Origin of the sequence: Burkholderia sp. 4NA327C6 (assembly GCF_005502655.1) — a bacterium.
Taxonomy (GTDB): domain Bacteria; phylum Pseudomonadota; class Gammaproteobacteria; order Burkholderiales; family Burkholderiaceae; genus Burkholderia; species Burkholderia contaminans.
The window spans coordinates 15,151-32,272 of the sequence record NZ_SCNZ01000008.1 but is presented as its reverse complement, the minus strand read 5'-3'; the positions used below and the strand labels follow the sequence as shown (position 1 = coordinate 32,272).

Sequence of the window (17,122 nt, the reverse complement as noted above, 5' to 3'; positions counted from 1 at the left end):
CAATCCCTTACATCGCGCGCTTCGCACGTTGTCCGATGCAGGCCTGATCGCCGCCGAATACGGAGCGGTGCACATCCTGGATCTCGCGGGCCTTGGGAAATTCGCGCACTCGGAGGATCGAAGCAAGTGGGCGACGTCGGCGTCAGGTGTACACATCGTCCATCCGGATTGCCGGCTCATCCCGGCAGCAGCATTCCGGCCGCCGCGAGCGCCATGGCGAGCGTCGCGAGCCAACCTCCCCACGCAAGCGGTCCTCTGATTGCGAACTCGCCCATCACGCGCCGGCTCTGCGCCATCAGCATCATCACCACCATGATGGGCACTGCCGTGATCCCATTGATGACGGCGCTCCAGTAGAGCGCGCGAATCGGGTCGAAATGAACGAACGTCATGATCAGTCCAATCGCGACCGCGGCAGCGATGACGGCATAGAACTCTCCCGCGACCGTCGCGCGTAACGCGAGACTGTTTCTCCATTTGAAGGTCCCCGCCATCGCATAGGCGGTCGAGCCGGCCAGCACCGGAAGCGCCAGCAAGCCGGTGCCGATGATGCCGAGCGCGAACAGGACGTAGGCGAAGTGGCCCGCCAACGGTTCGAGTGCACGCGCCGCGTCGGCCGATGTGTTGACGACGATGTGATGCGCATGGAGCGTCGCGGCAGCGGTCAGCACGATGAAAAAGGCGATCACGTTCGACACGCCCATGCCGAACCAGGTATCGAAACTGATCCGGCGCAGTTGAGCCGGCGCCTGAAAGGGGGCGCGGCGCAATGGATGATCACGCGGCGCCGCGTGCAACTCCTCGACTTCCTGGGAGGCCTGCCAGAAAAACAGATACGGGCTGATAGTCGTGCCGAGCACGGCGACCACGGTGGTCAGATAGGTCGGGCTCAACTGGATATGCGGCCAAATCGCCGCGCGAGCAACTTCGGACCAGGGGATAGGGAGAATCAGCGCCACTGCCACATAAGCGAACAGGACCATCGCGGTCCATTTGAGCAGCCGGGCGTATCGCTCGTACGGAACCAGCACCTGAAGCACGACAGAAAAGACACCGAGTGCCACCACATAGAGTTGTTGTGGTCCGGGCAAGAGCAGGTCGACCGCTGCCCCCATCGCTGAAAGGTCCGCCGCGATATTGATCACGTTGGCGATCGCAAGGAGCGCGACGGCGCCATAAAGCAGCCAGATCGGGTAGCAGGCTCGAATGTTCGACGCCAGGCCCTTCCCGGTGACGCGCCCGATACGCGCACTCACCAGCTGGATCGCCGTCATGAGCGGGTAGGTCAGCAGCAGGGTCCAGAGCAGATTGAAGCCGAACTGGGCGCCCGCCTGCGAATACGTTCCGATGCCGGATGGGTCGTCATCAGCCGCCCCGGTCGTCAACCCTGGACCGAGGCGGCGTAGCCAGCTTTTACCCGGCTGCGCATCGTCCGCGTCCTCTTGTTCCAACACCTGTTTCTCGCCCATGGTCATCGGCCTCCCGGGGTGCGCTGTCGCAAGCCGCATTCCCGCTGGAGGTGATGCCGGCGATTGTGTCGCGGCCGGCTGAAACGCTGGAGGCGGCTGGCGCCTCGGGCTGCCCTGTTCGCTCGAAGCAGGCCGGCACGGACGTCGCAAACGATGGAAACACACCCGAAAGTTGTGGCTCGTGGAGGATTTGCGCGGAAGCCGGTGGCTCTCCGAACACCCTTGTCAGATGAGGCGCGGTCGGATTTCAGCAGGCCGTGCCGGATCCCCGGGAAACTTCGCCCGAAGCTCATAATGAGCCTGATTCATAGGGTTTAAGTGGTCGCGTCGTTTTGGTCTCAACGTGACGATCTGGCGCCGACGATCCGCGCCAGCGCTTCTTCCAACAGACCCCTATCGGCCGCTCGTTTGGCGTCGGTGCGCTGGGCCAGGTTGAGGAGTTTGCGTCGCACGGCTGGCAACCCGGCCGCATGCGGAAGTCCGATCAGATCGAAGTCCGGCCGCTCACCTTCCACTGATCGCAGAAATGCGCACGACGGCTCATCCAGCCACCCGGCCACACGCGCCAGCAGGCGCTCATGGATCCCCAACAGGACCTGGGCTTCGACAGGCTCTGCCGTCATCCCCCTGAAGTGCGCTTCAAAGGTCGCGGTGAAATCCGCAGGCACGCGGGGCGCCAGCATTTCCCACGCAGGCTTGGGGCTGCAGGTCAGGTAGACAAGAAAGGTTCGCCAGAGCGCCTGATCCGCGCGCTCGTCTTCCAGCAACAAGCCGACATCGAAAAGATCGCGCGGATGCTGTCTCGACAATGCCGCAGCCAGCTTGCCGGCATAAAGATCGGCGAAGTGCAGCACCTGCACCGAAGCAAAGCCAAATGCCTCCTCGACCCTCGGGCGCACCACCATGTTCCGCGCAGGATGCACCGTGCCGCGCATCACCGGCGTCGTCTCGATCTGCACGCGTGCACGACCGCGACTGGCCACCAGTCGCGTGACGCCTGCGCCCTCGCCTGCCGACAATTGCACCTGCAGTTGCAGAGGCCGGGCGCGCAGCACATCAGCCAGCCGCCCAAGCGCTTCAGCGATGAGCCTTGCGTCCTCGGCATAGTCATGCACCGGCAACCAGGCCAGATCAATGTCCACAGACAACCGGGGCAGGTCGTGCTCGAACAGGTTGATCGCCGTACCGCCTTTGAGCGCGAAGCGCGGCTCTTGCGCCAGCGCCGGCAGAATCTCGACCAGCAGCCGTACGCGGTCGGTATAGCGCCGATCCCAGTGATCAAGCCAGGTGTTCATCGAGGTCTCCCGGCAAGGTGATCTGGTAGACCGGATGCAAGCGGCCGCCAGGCACCAGCGCGCGCTTTCCCCGACCCAGATCGATACCATCCCGCGGCACGTGCGGTAGCCATGCATGCCGATGGCGCTCGGCCAACGCCAGGAACAGCCGCTTGGCTTTGATGCTTCGGCAATGGCGCAGTAATACGCCGACCCGCTGCGGCCGCAGTGTGGTCATAGCCTGCATCAGCGCATCCACCTCGTAGATCAAGGCAGCGTCTGAGGCGTCAGCGCACAGCTCCAGCATGGCCCGCTCCGGCGTGGAACACACCAAGGCATCGGCACCGGGTGCGGCCTGATGCCACGCCAGGCCCTGTTCGGACAGCATCGTCGCGGACGTCTTCGCCTCGAACGGCATGGGTGGCCAATCGAACGGCCCCTTCCCCAGATACTCGAAACACTGCGTCAGAGGCAGTTTGCCAATCCAAGCGGGTGGCCGCTCCGCCCCATACAGGGTGATCGTGCCGGCATCGCCCAGACGTAGATAGTGCTCGTGCCCCTGCAGGCTGAGTGCAAAACGACCTCCGACATGCAGCGGCATGCCCTCCCCAACCTGCAGGCTGCGAACCACGCCCTCCCACTGTAGGCGCCCACTCTTGCGCAGGTAGACGCCGCGCGCCGGCGACACCAGCCAACCGCTGCTCACGTAGCGCGCGACGAGGCTATTGGAGTAACCGTGAACCCGCAGCCAGCGGCTCGACACCAAGCTCGTGTCACCCAGCTCAGCTAGCAGCCGGTTTAATTTTCCTGGATTTTGTTCACTCATGGTGAACAAAGTACACCTTCTGGAAACTTCTGCCAAGGCAGGGCGGTTTGAATTTTGATAAAAAAGATCACTCTTAGCGATCTTTTTATACGACAAGCAAACCAGCCTCGACCGAGGCGCGCCCGGCACAAGGGAATCCGGAAGGCCCCTCTTCTGACCTTTGCAGCGTCGAGAGCGACGACATATCGATATGTGGGTGGCTTACCTGCCACCGACCGCTCAAACCCTTAATTCTCTCCGCACCGCGGAGAGAATTAAACAATCCGTCTGGCAGGGCCCTCGCCTTTCGCCACGCTAAATGTAGGTGCCTGCAATTGAGATTCAGCACCGTTTGAGACAAAGCCGCCTACGGCGGTCCCACCCGGATCGGAAAAACCTCCAAGCCTTCGGCGCCAACGCCGAACATACAGAACCACCCCGAGCGTAGAGCTTTGGCGCGATGTCCCGAAACGAAGGGCAACATAGCCCTTAATATGTTCTCCTTCATTCCGCCGGATCCTGCCTCGACATGGACCGCTTCGGCGGAGCGCATCGTGCCCCTCTTTCACTGGGCAGCCGCGCACGTCCTGACTCGCCCCCTGAAGTTTCTACGTAAAAACTGTCAAACCGTTGCGCCCACACGCACACCACACGTCGGTCGCGCCAGCTTGCAAACTCATCCGTCTATCAATGCGCATCAGACGCTCGGTGTGATTCGCGACCGCAGTCAAACAACGTTCATTCCCCAGTCCGATTTGATCGGCAAGCCAAAGTCCGGATTCACCGCGCAACGCTACGAACACTAAAAAAACACTAAAAATCGCTGCGCGAACCCGTACTCGGTAAACATCGGCGGCTCACCCGCTCAAGGCCCCTTGCCAATGGGATCTTCGACGGATTCCAGCACACCCCCACGAAACACCTGAGACATCACAATTCATTTAACTTTCCGTGAGGACTTCGACACCGGCCGCTGACTACGATGGGCGCATATTTTCAGGACCTGCTGCCAGGAGCCCATCATGCCCACCCGCAGACATCTGCTGTTCGCCGGCGCCACCGGCCTCGCCGTGCTCGCGACCCTGTCGTCCGTCGGCCGCCGCGCGCTGGTCGGCCGTGCGTTCGCCGCATCGCCGGCCACCCCGCAGACGGCCGCCCCGTTTGAAGTCACCCTCAGCGACGCCGAATGGCATCGCCGGCTCACGCCCGCCCAGTACTCGGTCCTGCGCGAAGCCGGCACCGAGCGGCCGTACACCAGCCCGCTGAACGACGAGCACCGGCAAGGCACGTTCGCGTGCGCCGGCTGCAACCTCGCGCTGTTCTCGTCGGCCGCCAAGTTCGACAGCCATACGGGCTGGCCGAGCTTCTGGAAGCCGCTCGACCACGCGGTCGCAACGAACACCGACGCGTCGTTCGGGATGATCCGCACCGAAGTGCACTGCCGCCGCTGCGGCGGCCATCTCGGCCACGTGTTCGACGACGGCCCGCAACCGACCGGCCTGCGCTACTGCATGAACGGCCTCGCGCTCACCTTCCACCCCGCCGCCGCCTGATCCGGCCCCGAACTCCCGACCGACTGGAGAACGCACCATGCTGCTCATCGTCCTTGCCTATCTTGGCGGCGTGCTCACGATCCTGAGCCCGTGCATCCTGCCCGTGCTGCCGTTCGTGTTCGCGCGCGCCGACCAGCCGTTCGTACGCAGCGGCCTGCCGCTGCTCGTCGGCATGGCGCTCACGTTCGCCGTCGTCGCGACACTCGCGGCCGTCGGCGGCGGCTGGGTCGCGCAGGCCAACCAGGCTGGCCGCTGGGTCGCCATCGTGCTGCTCGCGGTATTCGGCCTGACCCTGTTGATGCCGCGCGTCGCGGAACACCTGACGCGCCCGCTCGTCGCCGCCGGCAACCGGCTCACCGGCTTCGCGCAACGCGACGGCCGCCCGGCCGGCCCCGCGTCGTCGCTGCTGCTCGGCGTCGCGACCGGCCTGCTGTGGGCGCCGTGCGCGGGCCCGATCCTCGGGCTCGTGCTGACCGGGGCCGCGCTGCGCGGCGCCAGCGTCGGCACGACGCTGCTGCTGGTCGCGTATGCGGCCGGCGCGGCGACGTCGCTCGGCGTCGCGCTCGTGATCGGCGGGAAGGTGTTCGCCGCGATGAAGCGCTCGCTCGGCGCCGGCGAATGGATCAAGCGCGGGATCGGCGCGGCGCTGCTGGCCGGCGTCGGCGCGATCGCGCTCGGCCTCGATACGGGTGCGCTCGCGCAGCTGTCGACCGTCACGACGGGCGGGCTCGAGACGAAGCTCGTCGACCGGCTCGGCGGGCGTTCGAACGGCGCACCCGGCGCACCGGCGGCGATGGCCGCCACCGCCAACACCGCCGTCGACACGAATGGCGGCGCGATGATGGCCGCGGCTGTCGATAGCGCGCAGGTCAACGGCGGGCCGATCGCTGGCGGCGCAATGATGCGCGCGGTGGATACGACGCATGCGACGGCCGCGCTGCCCGTCGAAGGGACGCTGCCGTCGCTCGACGGCGCGGTGCAGTGGCTGAACTCGCCGCCGCTGACGGCGGCCGGCCTGCGCGGCAAGGTCGTGCTGGTCGATTTCTGGACGTACTCGTGCATCAACTGCCTGCGCACGCTGCCGTACACGACCGCATGGGCACGCAAGTACGCGCCGTACGGGCTCGTCGTGATCGGTGTGCACGCACCCGAGTTCGCGTTCGAGCGCGACATCGGCAACGTGAAGAAGGCCGTGCACGACCTCGGCATCGACTTCCCGGTCGCGATCGACAACCGCTTCACGATCTGGCGCGCGTTCAGCAACGAATACTGGCCCGCACACTACTTCGTCGACGCGCAGGGCCGCGTGCGCCGCCACCACTTCGGCGAAGGCGAATACGCGGAATCGGAGCGCGCGATCCAGTCGCTGCTCGCCGAGGCCGGTCATCCGGAAGCGCTGAACGTGCCGATCGGGCTCGCCGGCGCGCCCGCGAAGGGTGCGCTCGCGGCAGCCGACAATGCGGACGTCCGCTCGCCCGAGACCTACGTCGGCTACGCACGCGCCGAGGACTTCATGTCGCCGGGCGGTGTCGTGCGCGACGCGGCGTACCGCTACGCCGAGCCGGCGCGACCCGATCTCAACGACTGGGGCCTCGCCGGCACGTGGCAGGTCGGTGCCGAACGCGCGACGCTCACGGCGCCGGCCGGCCGCATCGTCTACCGCTTCCATGCACGCGACCTGCACCTGGTGCTCGGCCCCGGCGAGGACGGCAAGCCGGTGCGCTTTCGCGTGACGCTCGACGGCGCGGCGCCCGGTGCCGCGCACGGCAGCGACGTCGATGCACAAGGCTACGGCACCGTGACCGGGCAGCGCCTGTACCAGCTGGTCCGGCAGCCCGGCGCGATCGCAGACCGCACGTTCTCGATCGAGTTTCTCGATCCCGGCGTGAATGCGTATGCGTTCACGTTCGGCTGATCCCGGCAGGACGCGGCGCATGGGCGCCGCATCCGGGCCCCCCGCTTCCCCTACCGCCTTTCGAAGGAGCACACCGTGAACACCCTCTCCCCCCGCGGTCCCGCGCCGCAACGGCGCACGGCGATGCTGCGCCGCATCGGCGCCATCGCCGTCGCGGCCGCCGCCGTGTTCGGCTACCAGCGCATCGTCAAGTCCGCCGAGCCGATGCGCACCGTGCCCGCCCCGACGCTCGACGAAACGCCCGGCGCATCGCACGACGAGACGGCCGTGCTCGCCGGCGGCTGCTTCTGGGGCGTGCAGGGCGTGTTCGAGCACGTGAAGGGCGTGAAGCAGGTCACGGCCGGCTATGCGGGCGGCGCGTCCGAAACCGCGCACTACGCGCTCGTCGGCTCCGGGCTGACCGGGCACGCGGAATCGGTTCGCATCGTCTACGACCCGACGCAGATCACGTACGGCCGGCTGCTGCAGGTGTTCTTCTCGGTCGCGCACGATCCGACCGAGCTCAACCGGCAGGGCCCCGACGAAGGGTCGCAGTACCGGTCGGCGATCTTCCCGACCACCGCGCAGCAACGCGCGGTCGCGACCGCTTACATCGCGCAGCTCGGCACGGCGCACGTGTTTCCGGGGCCCGTCGTCACGCGCGTCGAGGACTACAAGGGGTTCTACCCGGCCGAGGCCTATCACCAGAACTACCTCGAACTGCATCCCGACGCACCGTACATCGCGTACAACGACATGCCGAAGATCACCGGGCTGAAGCAACACTTCCCGGCGCTGTACCGCACCGACGCGGTACTGTGGCGCGATGCGCGTTCGTGACCGGCAAGCGGCCGCGTGACGGGGTGACGCCCGACGCGCGGCCGAGACCCGCGCGACCACGCACGGCGAGCGCGCGCCGCCTTCGACCCGGTTTGCCCTATATCAACGAAACCACGGCCGCCGTGCCGGGGCAAACCCGCATCGCTTCCGCCGCGGCGGGCAACTTCGCGTAGACTTCTCCAGATCCCCGCCGCATCACGCGGCGCCTGGAATCCCAGTTCAGCCCGGAGACGTCACGCATGCGCGCAGTGCCCATTCCTGACAGCGGCACCCTTGGAGAACCCTCTTCCGGCGCGGCCGTGCGCGACCTGCGCCGCGTGCCGATTCATCCCGATCACTGGTACCCGCTCGCGTGGTCGCGCGAGCTGAAACGCGGCAAGACGCTCGGCGTGCGCTTCGCCGGCGATCCAATCGTGCTCGTGCGCACCGAGTCCGGTGCCGTGTATGCGCTCGAAGATCGTTGCGCGCACCGCCAGGTGCCGCTGCACGCGGGCGTCGTGAGCGGCGAGACGCTGCGCTGCTGCTATCACGGCTGGACTTACGCGTGCGACAGCGGCCGCTGCGTCGACGTGCCGTACCTCGGCCGCGAGCGGCTGCCCAACGGCGTGCGCGCGTATCCGTGCCGCGAGGCGCACGGGCTGATCTTCGTGTTCCCGGGCGATGCGACGCTCGCCGATACCCGGCCGTTCCCCGCGCTCGAATCGGCGGACAACCGCGCATACAAGACGCGCCGCTTCGGCCGCGAGGTCAAGTGCCACTACTCGTTCATGCACGAGAACCTGATGGACATGAACCATCAGTTCCTGCACCGCAAGCAGATGGGGCAGATGCGCGCGCGCTCGGTAGGCCGGCGCCGCGGCGACGACTGGGTCGAGGTCGACTACACGTTCGCGCGGATGGAAGGCAAGCAGCCGGTGGGTGAAGCGCTCGTGTTCGGCGCCAGCAAGAAGCCGGCCGACCAGTCCGACAAGAGCGTGATGACGGTGCGCACCGGCTACCCGTACCAGACGCTGCAGATCCGTTCGAGCGAAGGCACGCTCGTGATGGACCTGTGGATCGTCTACGTGCCGCTCGACGCCGAGCAGCGCACCAACCGCACGTTCGGACTGCTGTCGATCCACAAGCCCGGCATCCCGTTCGCGCTCGATCTCGCGTGGCCGCTGCTCGTCTGGTTCACCGAGCGCATCTTCCGCGAGGATCGCTGGATCGTCGAGCGCGAGCAGGAAGCGCACGATGCCCAGGGCGCCGACTGGAACCACGAGGTGTTTCCTGTCATCAACGAGCTGCGCGACCTGCTGCGCCAGTGCGGCGCACGTACGGTGATCCCGATCCGCGACGCGCGCGACGGCGCGTGATGCGTGCGGCGCGTAGCGTGAAAAGCGCGCGCCGTTACAACCGGAACGCGCCCGGCAGCAATGCATGGGCCGTCGTGACCTCGACGGCCCCTTTCAGGTTGGCCAGGATCACTTCGATGTCGGGCGTGCCGATCTCGATCATCACCTGACGGCACGCGCCACACGGCGCGATCGGGCCGTCCGTGTCGCCCACCACCGCGAGCCGCGTGAAATCCCCCGGACGATAGCCGGCGGCGATGGCCGAAAACATCGCCGTGCGCTCCGCACAATTGCAGAGTCCGTAGGACGCGTTCTCGACATTGCAGCCATGAAAAACCGTCCCGTCGCGCGCCTGCAGCGCCGCGCCGACCTTGAAGCGCGAATACGGCGCATACGCGCGTTCGCGCGCCGCCTTCGCCGCTTCGATCAGTTCGTTTCGTTCCATCTCGTCGTGCCTCCGATTGTGTGCCGGGTGTTTCCGCGCGGCCGCATCCCGGCCGTGGCGATATGCCAGTGACGTGAAGCGACCAACGGTGTCGGTACCGGCGATCAGTCAGCCGATCCGCTGATAAAGGGTCGGCGGCGCGGCGCCCGTCTCGCCCAGCACGTAGCTGCGCTGGATCGCGTCCACCGCGTGCGCGGCCGCGGCGGCGTCGCGGGCATGCACGTAACCGAGCGGCTCGTCGGCCTCGACACGCTGCCCGATCTCCGCGAGCGCCGTCAGGCCGACACTGTAGTCGATCGCGTCCGCCGCGCGCGTGCGGCCGCCGCCGAGCGCGACGACCGCGAGCCCGAGCGCGCGGCAATCGACGCGCTGCACCACGCCGCTCGTGCGCGCCGGAACCGGCACGATCACCTCCGCTCGCGCGAGATGACGGGCGGGCGCATCGATCAGATCCGCAGGGCCGCCGAGCGCCGTGACCATCCTCGCGAAGCGTTCCGCTGCCGCACCGGTATCGAGCGCCTGCTGCAACTTCGCGCGCGCCGCTGTGACGTCGCGTGCCAGCCCGCCGGTGACGAGCAACTCTGCGGAAAGCGCCATCGTGACCTCATGCAGGCGCGCCGGCCGCGCGTTGCCCGTCAGGTAGTCGATCGCGCACGCCACTTCGAGCGCATTGCCCGCGCACGGCGCGAGCGACTGGTTCATGTCGGTGAGGATCGCGGTCGTCTTCATCCCGGCGCCGTTGCCGACGTCGACGATGCTGCGGGCCAGTTCCGCCGATTTCTCCGCGGTCGGCATGAATGCGCCGGAGCCGACCTTGACGTCCATCACGAGCCCGTCGAGTCCGGCCGCGAGCTTCTTCGACAGGATCGACGCGGTGATCATCGCGATCGACTCGACGGTCGCCGTCACGTCGCGAATCGCATAGATGCGCATGTCGGCCGGCGCGAGCCGCGCGGTCTGCCCGATGATCGCGACGCCGACGTCGCGCACCGTGCGGCGAAACGCGTCGGTATCGGGCGTGACGTTGTAGCCCGGAATCGCACTCAGCTTGTCGAGCGTGCCGCCGGTATGGCCGAGCCCGCGCCCCGAGATCATCGGCACGTAGCCGCCGCATGCGGCCACCATCGGCCCGAGCATCAGCGATACGACGTCACCGACGCCGCCGGTCGAATGCTTGTCGATCACCGGCCCGTCGAGCGCGAGCGCGCGCCAGTCGAGCACGTCGCCCGAGTCGCGCTGCGCGAGCGTGAGTGCGACGCGCTCGTCGGTGCTCAGGTCGTTGAAATACACCGCCATCGCGAACGCGGCCACCTGGCCCTCGGTCACGCTGCCGTCGGTCACGCCGCGCACGAACGCGGCGATCCCGTCGCGATCGAGCGGCTGCCCGTCGCGCTTTCGGCGAATGAATTCCTGCGGTAAGAACATCGTTGCCTCTCCTCGATCAATCGATGGCCGCTGCGGGCTCAATGCAGGGAAAAGAACAGGCCGGCGATCGCGGCGCTCATCAGGTTCGACAGCGTCGCGGCCGTCAATGCGCGCAGGCCGTGCCGCGCGACTTCGGAGCGGCGCTCGGGCGCGACTGCGCTGAAGCCGCCGGCGAGAATCGCGATCGACGAGAAGTTCGCGAAACCGCACAGCGCGAACGACACGATCGCGAGCGTCTTCGGGTCGAGCACCTGCAGGCCGGCGGCCGCGACGTGTTCGCCGCCCTTCAGGTACGGCGACAGGTCGCCATACGCGACGAACTCGTTGAAGATCAGCTTCTCGCCGATGAAGTTGCCGGCCAGCGCCGCGTCATGCCACGGCACGCCGATGATCCACGCGAGCGGCGCGAACAGGTGGCCGATGATACCCACCAGCGTGATCTGCGGAAAGCCCACGAACGCGGCCACGCCGCCGACGATGAGGTTCATCAGCGCGATGAGCCCCACGAATGCGATCAGCATCGCGCCGACGTTGATCGCGATCCGCAGCCCGACCGACGCGCCGGACGCCGCCGCCTCGATCACGTTGGCGGCCCGCTTGTCGTCGAAGTCGAGCCCGTCGACCACGACGCGGCTCGGCTCGACCGTCGGATACAGCAGCTTGCCGAACAGCAGCCCGCCCGGCACCGCCATGAACGATGCGGCGAGCAGGTATTCCATCCTCACGCCGAGGCCGGCATAACCGACCAGCACCGAGCCCGCGACCGACGCCATGCCGCTCGCCATCACCGTGAAGATTTCGGCGCTCGTCATGTTCCGCACGAACGGCTTCACGAGCGCGGGCATCTCGCTTTGCCCGAGAAAGATCGTCGCGACCGCCGAGCACGCCTCGATGCGGCTCACGCCGAGCACTTTCGCCAGCGCCGCGCCGAGGATCGCGACGATCCACTTCATCACGCCGATGTAGTACAGCACCGCGATCAGCGCGGTCACGAAGATGATCATCGGCAGCACGCGCAGGCCGAACACGAACCCGCCGTCGCCGAACAGCTGGAACATCCGGCTGTCGACGAGGCCGCCGAATACGAACGCGATACCGTGATTGCCCATGTCGAGCACGCGATTCACGCCGTTCGCGGCGCCCGCCAGCGCCGTGCGGCCTGCCGGTACGAACAGCACCAGGGCGCCGATCGCCAGCTGCGTGCACAGCGCGGCGATCATGGTCCGGCCGCTCACTGCGCGCCGGTTGTTCGACAGCAGATAGGCAACCAGCAGCAGGAACAGCATACCCAGGAGACTGCGCAGAATATCCACCTCGTACTCCTTGCTCTCAATGTTGTTGGATTGTTCGGCGGGCGGCCCGGCACGCCTGCGCAACGCCGTCGGTGGATATTACTCGCCGGCATGCACGTCGACAACGCAAACAAAATGGTCGCATTTGCGCGACATCGCGTGTTGCATCGACTTGCTCAGTTGTTCTATGTATCCGGAGATCGGCAAGACGCGATCGCACTCATTTCATCCCAAATATTGAGAGGATGGGCGTGATGCGGAGAGGCGGCACGAGCGGTGCCGGCACGAACGTAAACGCACGCTCAAACATGCGCGGGGCGTGTCGTTCGAACCGACACGCCCCGCGCGATACGCAACGCTCAACCGGCGCGCTCGACCGGATGCGGTTCGCGCAACCGGTTCGCGATCCGCGCGGCCTCGTAGTAGCTGGCTGCCGGCGGGCGCTTCAGATAGCGGCCCGCGCCGCGCACGGCACGCAGATCGCCGTCGGCCCACGCGAGCGCGCCGCGCGTGAGCGTGTGGGTTGCGACGCCTTGTACGGTCATCCCCTCGAACACGTTGAAATCGACCTGCTGGTGATGCGTCTTCACCGAGATCGTCCTGGTCGCGGCCGGGTCCCACACAACGAGATCGGCATCGGCGCCCACCTGCACGGCGCCCTTGCGCGGATACAGGTTGAAGATCTGCGCGGCGTTCGTCGACGTGATCCGCACGAACTCGTTCGGCGTGATGCGGCCATGATTCACGCCGTGATGCCAGAGCACCGACATGCGATCCTCGACACCGCCGCAGCCGTTCGGGATCTTCGTGAAATCCTCGCGGCCCATCGCCTTCTGCGACGCGCAGAACACGCAGTGGTCGGTTGCCGTCGTATGCAGCTGCCCTGCCTGCAGCCCGCGCCACAGCGCCTCGCGGTGCTCGGCCGAGCGGAACGGCGGGCTCATCACGTGCGCGGCCGCACGTGTCCAGTCCGGATCGCGATAGACGGCCTCGTCGATCACCAGATGGCCCGGCAGCACCTCGCCGAACACGCGCAGCCCTTCGCTGCGCGCCTTCGTGATCACATCGACCGCGTCCTTCGCGGACACATGCACGATATACACCGGCACGCCGAGCACCTGCGCAATACGGATCGCACGGTTCGCGGCCTCACCCTCGACCTCCGGCGGCCGCGACAACGGATGCGCCTCCGGCCCCGTCATCCCGCGCGCGAGCAGCGCCTTCTGCAACTGGAACACGAGCTCGCCGTTCTCCGCATGCACGGTCGGCAACGCGCCGAGTTCGAGCGAACGCGAGAAGCTGTTCACGAGCACCTCGTCGTCGGCCATGATCGCGTTCTTGTACGCCATGAAGTGCTTGAAGCTCGACACGCCGTGTTCGCGCACGAGCGTACCCATGTCGCGGTGCACACTCTCGTCCCACCACGTCACGGCCACGTGGAAGCCGTAGTCGGCCGCCGCCTTCTCGGCCCAGCCGCGCCAGGCATGGAACGCGTCCATCAGCGGCTGCTTCGGGCTCGGGATCACGAAGTCGATGATGCTCGTCGTGCCGCCCGCGAGCCCGGCGGCCGTGCCCGAGTAGAAATCGTCGCTCGCGGTCGTGCCCATGAACGGCAGTTCCATGTGCGTATGCGGATCGATGCCGCCCGGCATCACGTACTGGTCGTGCGCATCGACGACGGTCGCGCCGGCCGGCGCATCGATCTGCCCGGCGATCTGCAGGATCGTGCCGCCGTCCTCCGGGGCTGCGCAGAGCACGTCCGCGCGGTAGGAACGGTCCGCATCGACCACGGTGCCGCCACGAATCAGGATTGCCATGGGGTTGCCTCCTCGTTGACTGTCGGGTGCCGAATCAGGCGCTCGCGATCTGCGCGTGCTGTCCGGTGCGCCACTTCATCCAGGTGCCGTACACGCATGACGCCAGCACGAGGCCGACGAACCACGCGTACGTGTAAAGCGTGTTGAAGAACGCCGGCACGTTCGGAAACGACGCCGGAAACGCCGTGTGCAGGAAGCCGGGCAGGTTCGGCAGCACGCCGACCGCGAGCGCGGCCAGCGCGGCCGGGTTCCAGCCGCGCGCGTAGCTGAAGCCGCCGCGCTCGTCGAACAGCGCGCGCGTGTCGAGCCGCGTGCCGCGAATCAGGAAGTAGTCGACCATCAGGATCCCCGCCACGGGCCCGAGCAGCGCCGAGTAGCCGACGAGCCAGGTGAAGATGTAGCCGTCCGTCGTCGCGAGGATCTTCCACGGCATCATCACGATCGCGAGCGTCGCGGTGATCATCCCGCCGGTGCGGTACGAGATCGCCTTCGGCCACAGGCTCGAGAAGTCGTACGCCGGGCCGACGAGATTCGCCGCGAGGTTGCAGCACATCGTGTCGAGCGTGAGGATCACGAGCGCGATGCCCACGCCGATGCCCGTCATCCGGCTCGTCAGGTCGATCGGATCCCAGATCGCGTTGCCGTAGATCACGACGGTCGCCGACGTCACGACGACCGACACCACCGACAGCAGCGCCATCGGCAACGGCAGCCCGATCGACTGGCCGATCACCTGGTCGCGCTGCGAATGCGCGAAGCGCGTGAAGTCGGGGATGTTCAGCGCGAGCGTCGCCCAGAAGCCGACCATCGCGGTCAGCCCCGGCCAGAAGGTCGCCCAGAACAGCCCGGCTTTCTTGCCGCCTGCGGCAAACTGCGACGGCGCCGACAGCATCGTGCCGAAGCCGCCCGCCTTCGACGTTGCCCACCACACCAGCGCCACGCACATCACGACCTTGATCGGCGCCGACCAGCTTTCGAGCCAGCGGATCGAATCGGTGCCGTGCCAGATGAAGTAGAGCTGCAGCGCCCAGAACACGAGGAAGCATGCGAGCTGCCCGAACCCGATGCCGATGACCGGCAGCGCGGCGCCATGCAGCGCGTTGCCGGTCAGGATGTTCAGCAGCGTATAGATCGCGCTGCCGCCGAGCCAGGTCTGGATCCCGTACCAGCCGCACGCGACGATCGCGCGCAGCAACGCCGGCAGCTTCGCCCCCTGCGTGCCGAACGACGCGCGCACGAGCACCGCGTACGGAATCCCGTGCTTCGCGCCCGCGTGGCCGATCAGCAACATCGGCACCAGCACGATCAGGTTGCCGAGCAGCACCGTCGTCACCGCCTGCCACGGCGACATGCCTTCCTGGATCAGCCCGGCCGCGAGCATGTACGACGCGATGTTCATCACCATCCCGACCCACAGCGCCGCGAAGTGATACCACTTCCACGTGCGCTGCGCCGGCGTCGTCGGCGCGAGGTCGTCGTTGTACAGGCTGCCGCCCTGCGCCGCGGCGCGATCGGGATCGGCGGGATTCGCTGCGTGATTCATCTGACTCACTCCACGAAAACGTCAACGCCGGCATCACTCGATGCCGGCCCGGGTGGAACGAAAGGCGGCGATGCAGGATGGCCCGCATCGCCGGACGCCGTCAAGCAGCCTTCTTCGCGTGCTTCTCGGGTGCCGACGCGCCTGCACTCGCCCCCGCGTCCGCGCTCGCCGGATTGTTCGGATGCGTGGTCCAGTTCGCGTAGTCACCCGAATCGACACGCTCCATCGTGATGCATTGCTCGACCGGACACACATGCATGCAAAGATTGCACCCGACGCATTCCGAATCGACCACTTCGAAATGCCGCACGCCGTCCTTCGTAGCGGTGATCGCCTGGTGCGACGTGTCCTCGCACGCGATATGGCACAGCCCGCACTGGATGCAGCGGTCCTGGTCGATGCGCGCCTTGATGTCGTACTTCAGGTTCAGGTATTTCCAGTCGGTCACGTTCGGCACCGCGCGGCCGCGGATGTCGTCGAGCGTCGCGTAGCCCTTCTCGTCCATCCAGTTCGACAATCCGTCGGCCAGGTCCGACACGATCCGGAATCCGTAATGCATCGCGGCGGTGCACACCTGCACGCTGCCGGCGCCGAGCACCATGAACTCCGCCGCGTCGCGCCATGACGAGATGCCGCCGATGCCCGAGATCGGCAGGTTCGGCGTTTCCGGGTCACGTGCGATCTCCGCGACCATGTTCAATGCGATCGGCTTGACCGCCGGGCCGCAATAGCCGCCGTGCGTGCCCTTGCCGTCGACCGTCGGCATCGGCGCCATATGGTCGAGATCGACCGCGACGATCGAGTTGATCGTGTTGATCAGCGACACGCCGTCCGCGCCGCCCTTGTACGCGGCGCGCGACCCCATCCGGATGTCGCTGATGTTCGGCGTGAGCTTCACGAGGCACGGCAGCTTCGTGCCTTCCTTCACCCAGCGCGTGACCATCTCCACATATTCGGGGACCTGTCCGACCGCCGCGCCCATCCCGCGCTCGCTCATCCCGTGCGGACAGCCGAAGTTCAGCTCGACCGCGTCGGCGCCCGTATCCTCGACGAGCGGCAGGATCCATTTCCAGTCGCGCTCGTTGCACGGCACCATCAGCGACACGATCAGCGCGCGGTCCGGCCAGTCGCGCTTCACCTGCGCGATCTCTCTCAGGTTCACGTCGAGCGGACGGTCGGTGATCAGCTCGATGTTGTTCAGCCCCGCGATGCGCTGGCCGTTCCACTGCACCGCGCCATAGCGCGAACTGACGTTGACGACGTGCGGATCGAGCCCGAGCGTCTTCCACACGACGCCGCCCCAGCCGGCCTCGAACGCGCGGTTCACGTTGTAGGCCTTGTCGGTCGGCGGCGCGGACGCCAGCCAGAAGGGATTCGGCGAAGTGATGCCCGCGATGGTGCAGCGAAGGTCGGCCATGGTCGGCTCCGTGA

The 17,122-nt window shown here is 66.8% G+C and carries 14 protein-coding genes; 5 read left to right on the top strand and 9 right to left on the bottom strand.

The window, feature by feature from the left end:
• Nucleotides 1–176 precede the first annotated feature (176 nt).
• The 3 genes from FFS49_RS10610 to FFS49_RS10600 form a co-directional block, all read right to left on the bottom strand.
• The gene (locus FFS49_RS10610; protein WP_105815667.1) at nucleotides 177–1,469 is read right to left on the bottom strand and encodes a divalent metal cation transporter; all 1,293 of its coding nucleotides are present in this window, start codon (nucleotides 1,467–1,469) and stop codon (nucleotides 177–179) included.
• A gap of 338 nt (nucleotides 1,470–1,807) precedes the next feature.
• Nucleotides 1,808–2,764, bottom strand: coding sequence for a nucleotidyl transferase AbiEii/AbiGii toxin family protein (locus FFS49_RS10605; protein WP_105815518.1), 957 nt, complete (start codon nucleotides 2,762–2,764; stop codon nucleotides 1,808–1,810).
• Complete coding sequence (locus FFS49_RS10600) at nucleotides 2,748–3,569, bottom strand: type IV toxin-antitoxin system AbiEi family antitoxin domain-containing protein (protein WP_105815517.1); 822 nt, start codon at nucleotides 3,567–3,569, stop codon at nucleotides 2,748–2,750. The genes FFS49_RS10605 and FFS49_RS10600 overlap by 17 nt, the downstream gene beginning before the upstream one ends.
• 473 nt (nucleotides 3,570–4,042) lie before the next feature.
• Here FFS49_RS10600 and FFS49_RS10595 point away from each other — a divergent pair, with 473 nt between their 5' ends.
• The 5 genes from FFS49_RS10595 (at nucleotide 4,043) to FFS49_RS10575 (ending at nucleotide 9,190) form a co-directional block, all read left to right on the top strand.
• Complete coding sequence (locus FFS49_RS10595) at nucleotides 4,043–4,354, top strand: hypothetical protein (protein WP_137910400.1); 312 nt, start codon at nucleotides 4,043–4,045, stop codon at nucleotides 4,352–4,354.
• A gap of 216 nt (nucleotides 4,355–4,570) precedes the next feature.
• Nucleotides 4,571–5,101 (top strand): peptide-methionine (R)-S-oxide reductase MsrB, encoded by a 531-nt coding sequence (gene msrB, locus FFS49_RS10590; RefSeq protein ID WP_039343235.1) that lies wholly within the window; start codon nucleotides 4,571–4,573, stop codon nucleotides 5,099–5,101.
• Nucleotides 5,102–5,138: 37 nt separating this feature from the next.
• Entirely contained in the window at nucleotides 5,139–7,016 is a 1,878-nt protein-coding gene (locus FFS49_RS10585; protein WP_105815516.1) for a cytochrome c biogenesis protein DipZ, read from the top strand.
• A gap of 123 nt (nucleotides 7,017–7,139) precedes the next feature.
• Nucleotides 7,140–7,835: a peptide-methionine (S)-S-oxide reductase MsrA gene (gene msrA, locus FFS49_RS10580; RefSeq protein WP_105815515.1), complete on the top strand. Its 696-nt coding sequence runs from the start codon at nucleotides 7,140–7,142 to the stop codon at nucleotides 7,833–7,835.
• Between the two features lie 239 nt (nucleotides 7,836–8,074).
• Entirely contained in the window at nucleotides 8,075–9,190 is a 1,116-nt protein-coding gene (locus FFS49_RS10575; RefSeq protein ID WP_039343232.1) for an aromatic ring-hydroxylating dioxygenase subunit alpha, read from the top strand.
• A 34-nt stretch (nucleotides 9,191–9,224) separates the two neighbouring features.
• Here the strand turns inward: FFS49_RS10575 and FFS49_RS10570 are convergent, their stop codons facing one another.
• The 6 genes from FFS49_RS10570 to preA all read right to left on the bottom strand — a co-directional run bounded on the left by FFS49_RS10570 (nucleotide 9,225) and on the right by preA (nucleotide 17,108).
• Nucleotides 9,225–9,683: a cytidine deaminase gene (locus tag FFS49_RS10570; protein ID WP_224755710.1), complete on the bottom strand. Its 459-nt coding sequence runs from the start codon at nucleotides 9,681–9,683 to the stop codon at nucleotides 9,225–9,227.
• Between the two features lie 39 nt (nucleotides 9,684–9,722).
• Nucleotides 9,723–11,039 (bottom strand): thymidine phosphorylase, encoded by a 1,317-nt coding sequence (gene deoA / locus FFS49_RS10565; RefSeq protein WP_105815514.1) that lies wholly within the window; start codon nucleotides 11,037–11,039, stop codon nucleotides 9,723–9,725.
• A 38-nt stretch (nucleotides 11,040–11,077) separates the two neighbouring features.
• On the bottom strand, nucleotides 11,078–12,352 hold the full coding sequence (locus tag FFS49_RS10560) for a NupC/NupG family nucleoside CNT transporter (RefSeq protein WP_039343227.1): 1,275 nt from the start codon (nucleotides 12,350–12,352) through the stop codon (nucleotides 11,078–11,080).
• A 338-nt stretch (nucleotides 12,353–12,690) separates the two neighbouring features.
• Complete coding sequence (gene hydA / locus FFS49_RS10555) at nucleotides 12,691–14,148, bottom strand: dihydropyrimidinase (protein WP_105815513.1); 1,458 nt, start codon at nucleotides 14,146–14,148, stop codon at nucleotides 12,691–12,693.
• Nucleotides 14,149–14,182: 34 nt separating this feature from the next.
• Nucleotides 14,183–15,691 (bottom strand): NCS1 family nucleobase:cation symporter-1, encoded by a 1,509-nt coding sequence (locus FFS49_RS10550; protein WP_105815512.1) that lies wholly within the window; start codon nucleotides 15,689–15,691, stop codon nucleotides 14,183–14,185.
• A 100-nt stretch (nucleotides 15,692–15,791) separates the two neighbouring features.
• The gene (gene preA / locus FFS49_RS10545; RefSeq protein WP_089459788.1) at nucleotides 15,792–17,108 is read right to left on the bottom strand and encodes an NAD-dependent dihydropyrimidine dehydrogenase subunit PreA; all 1,317 of its coding nucleotides are present in this window, start codon (nucleotides 17,106–17,108) and stop codon (nucleotides 15,792–15,794) included.
• Nucleotides 17,109–17,122 lie beyond the last annotated feature (14 nt).

Coding starts and splice junctions, on each gene's coding strand:
- FFS49_RS10550 (WP_105815512.1), bottom strand. CDS start 15,691: ATGAATCACGCAGCGAATCCCGCCGATCCCGATCGCGCCGCGGCGCAG.
- hydA (WP_105815513.1), bottom strand. CDS start 14,148: ATGGCAATCCTGATTCGTGGCGGCACCGTGGTCGATGCGGACCGTTCC.
- msrB (WP_039343235.1), top strand. CDS start 4,571: ATGCCCACCCGCAGACATCTGCTGTTCGCCGGCGCCACCGGCCTCGCC.
- FFS49_RS10575 (WP_039343232.1), top strand. CDS start 8,075: ATGCGCGCAGTGCCCATTCCTGACAGCGGCACCCTTGGAGAACCCTCT.
- deoA (WP_105815514.1), bottom strand. CDS start 11,039: ATGTTCTTACCGCAGGAATTCATTCGCCGAAAGCGCGACGGGCAGCCG.
- FFS49_RS10595 (WP_137910400.1), top strand. CDS start 4,043: ATGTTCTCCTTCATTCCGCCGGATCCTGCCTCGACATGGACCGCTTCG.
- FFS49_RS10605 (WP_105815518.1), bottom strand. CDS start 2,764: ATGAACACCTGGCTTGATCACTGGGATCGGCGCTATACCGACCGCGTA.
- preA (WP_089459788.1), bottom strand. CDS start 17,108: ATGGCCGACCTTCGCTGCACCATCGCGGGCATCACTTCGCCGAATCCC.
- FFS49_RS10610 (WP_105815667.1), bottom strand. CDS start 1,469: ATGGGCGAGAAACAGGTGTTGGAACAAGAGGACGCGGACGATGCGCAG.
- FFS49_RS10585 (WP_105815516.1), top strand. CDS start 5,139: ATGCTGCTCATCGTCCTTGCCTATCTTGGCGGCGTGCTCACGATCCTG.
- msrA (WP_105815515.1), top strand. CDS start 7,140: ATGCTGCGCCGCATCGGCGCCATCGCCGTCGCGGCCGCCGCCGTGTTC.
- FFS49_RS10600 (WP_105815517.1), bottom strand. CDS start 3,569: ATGAGTGAACAAAATCCAGGAAAATTAAACCGGCTGCTAGCTGAGCTG.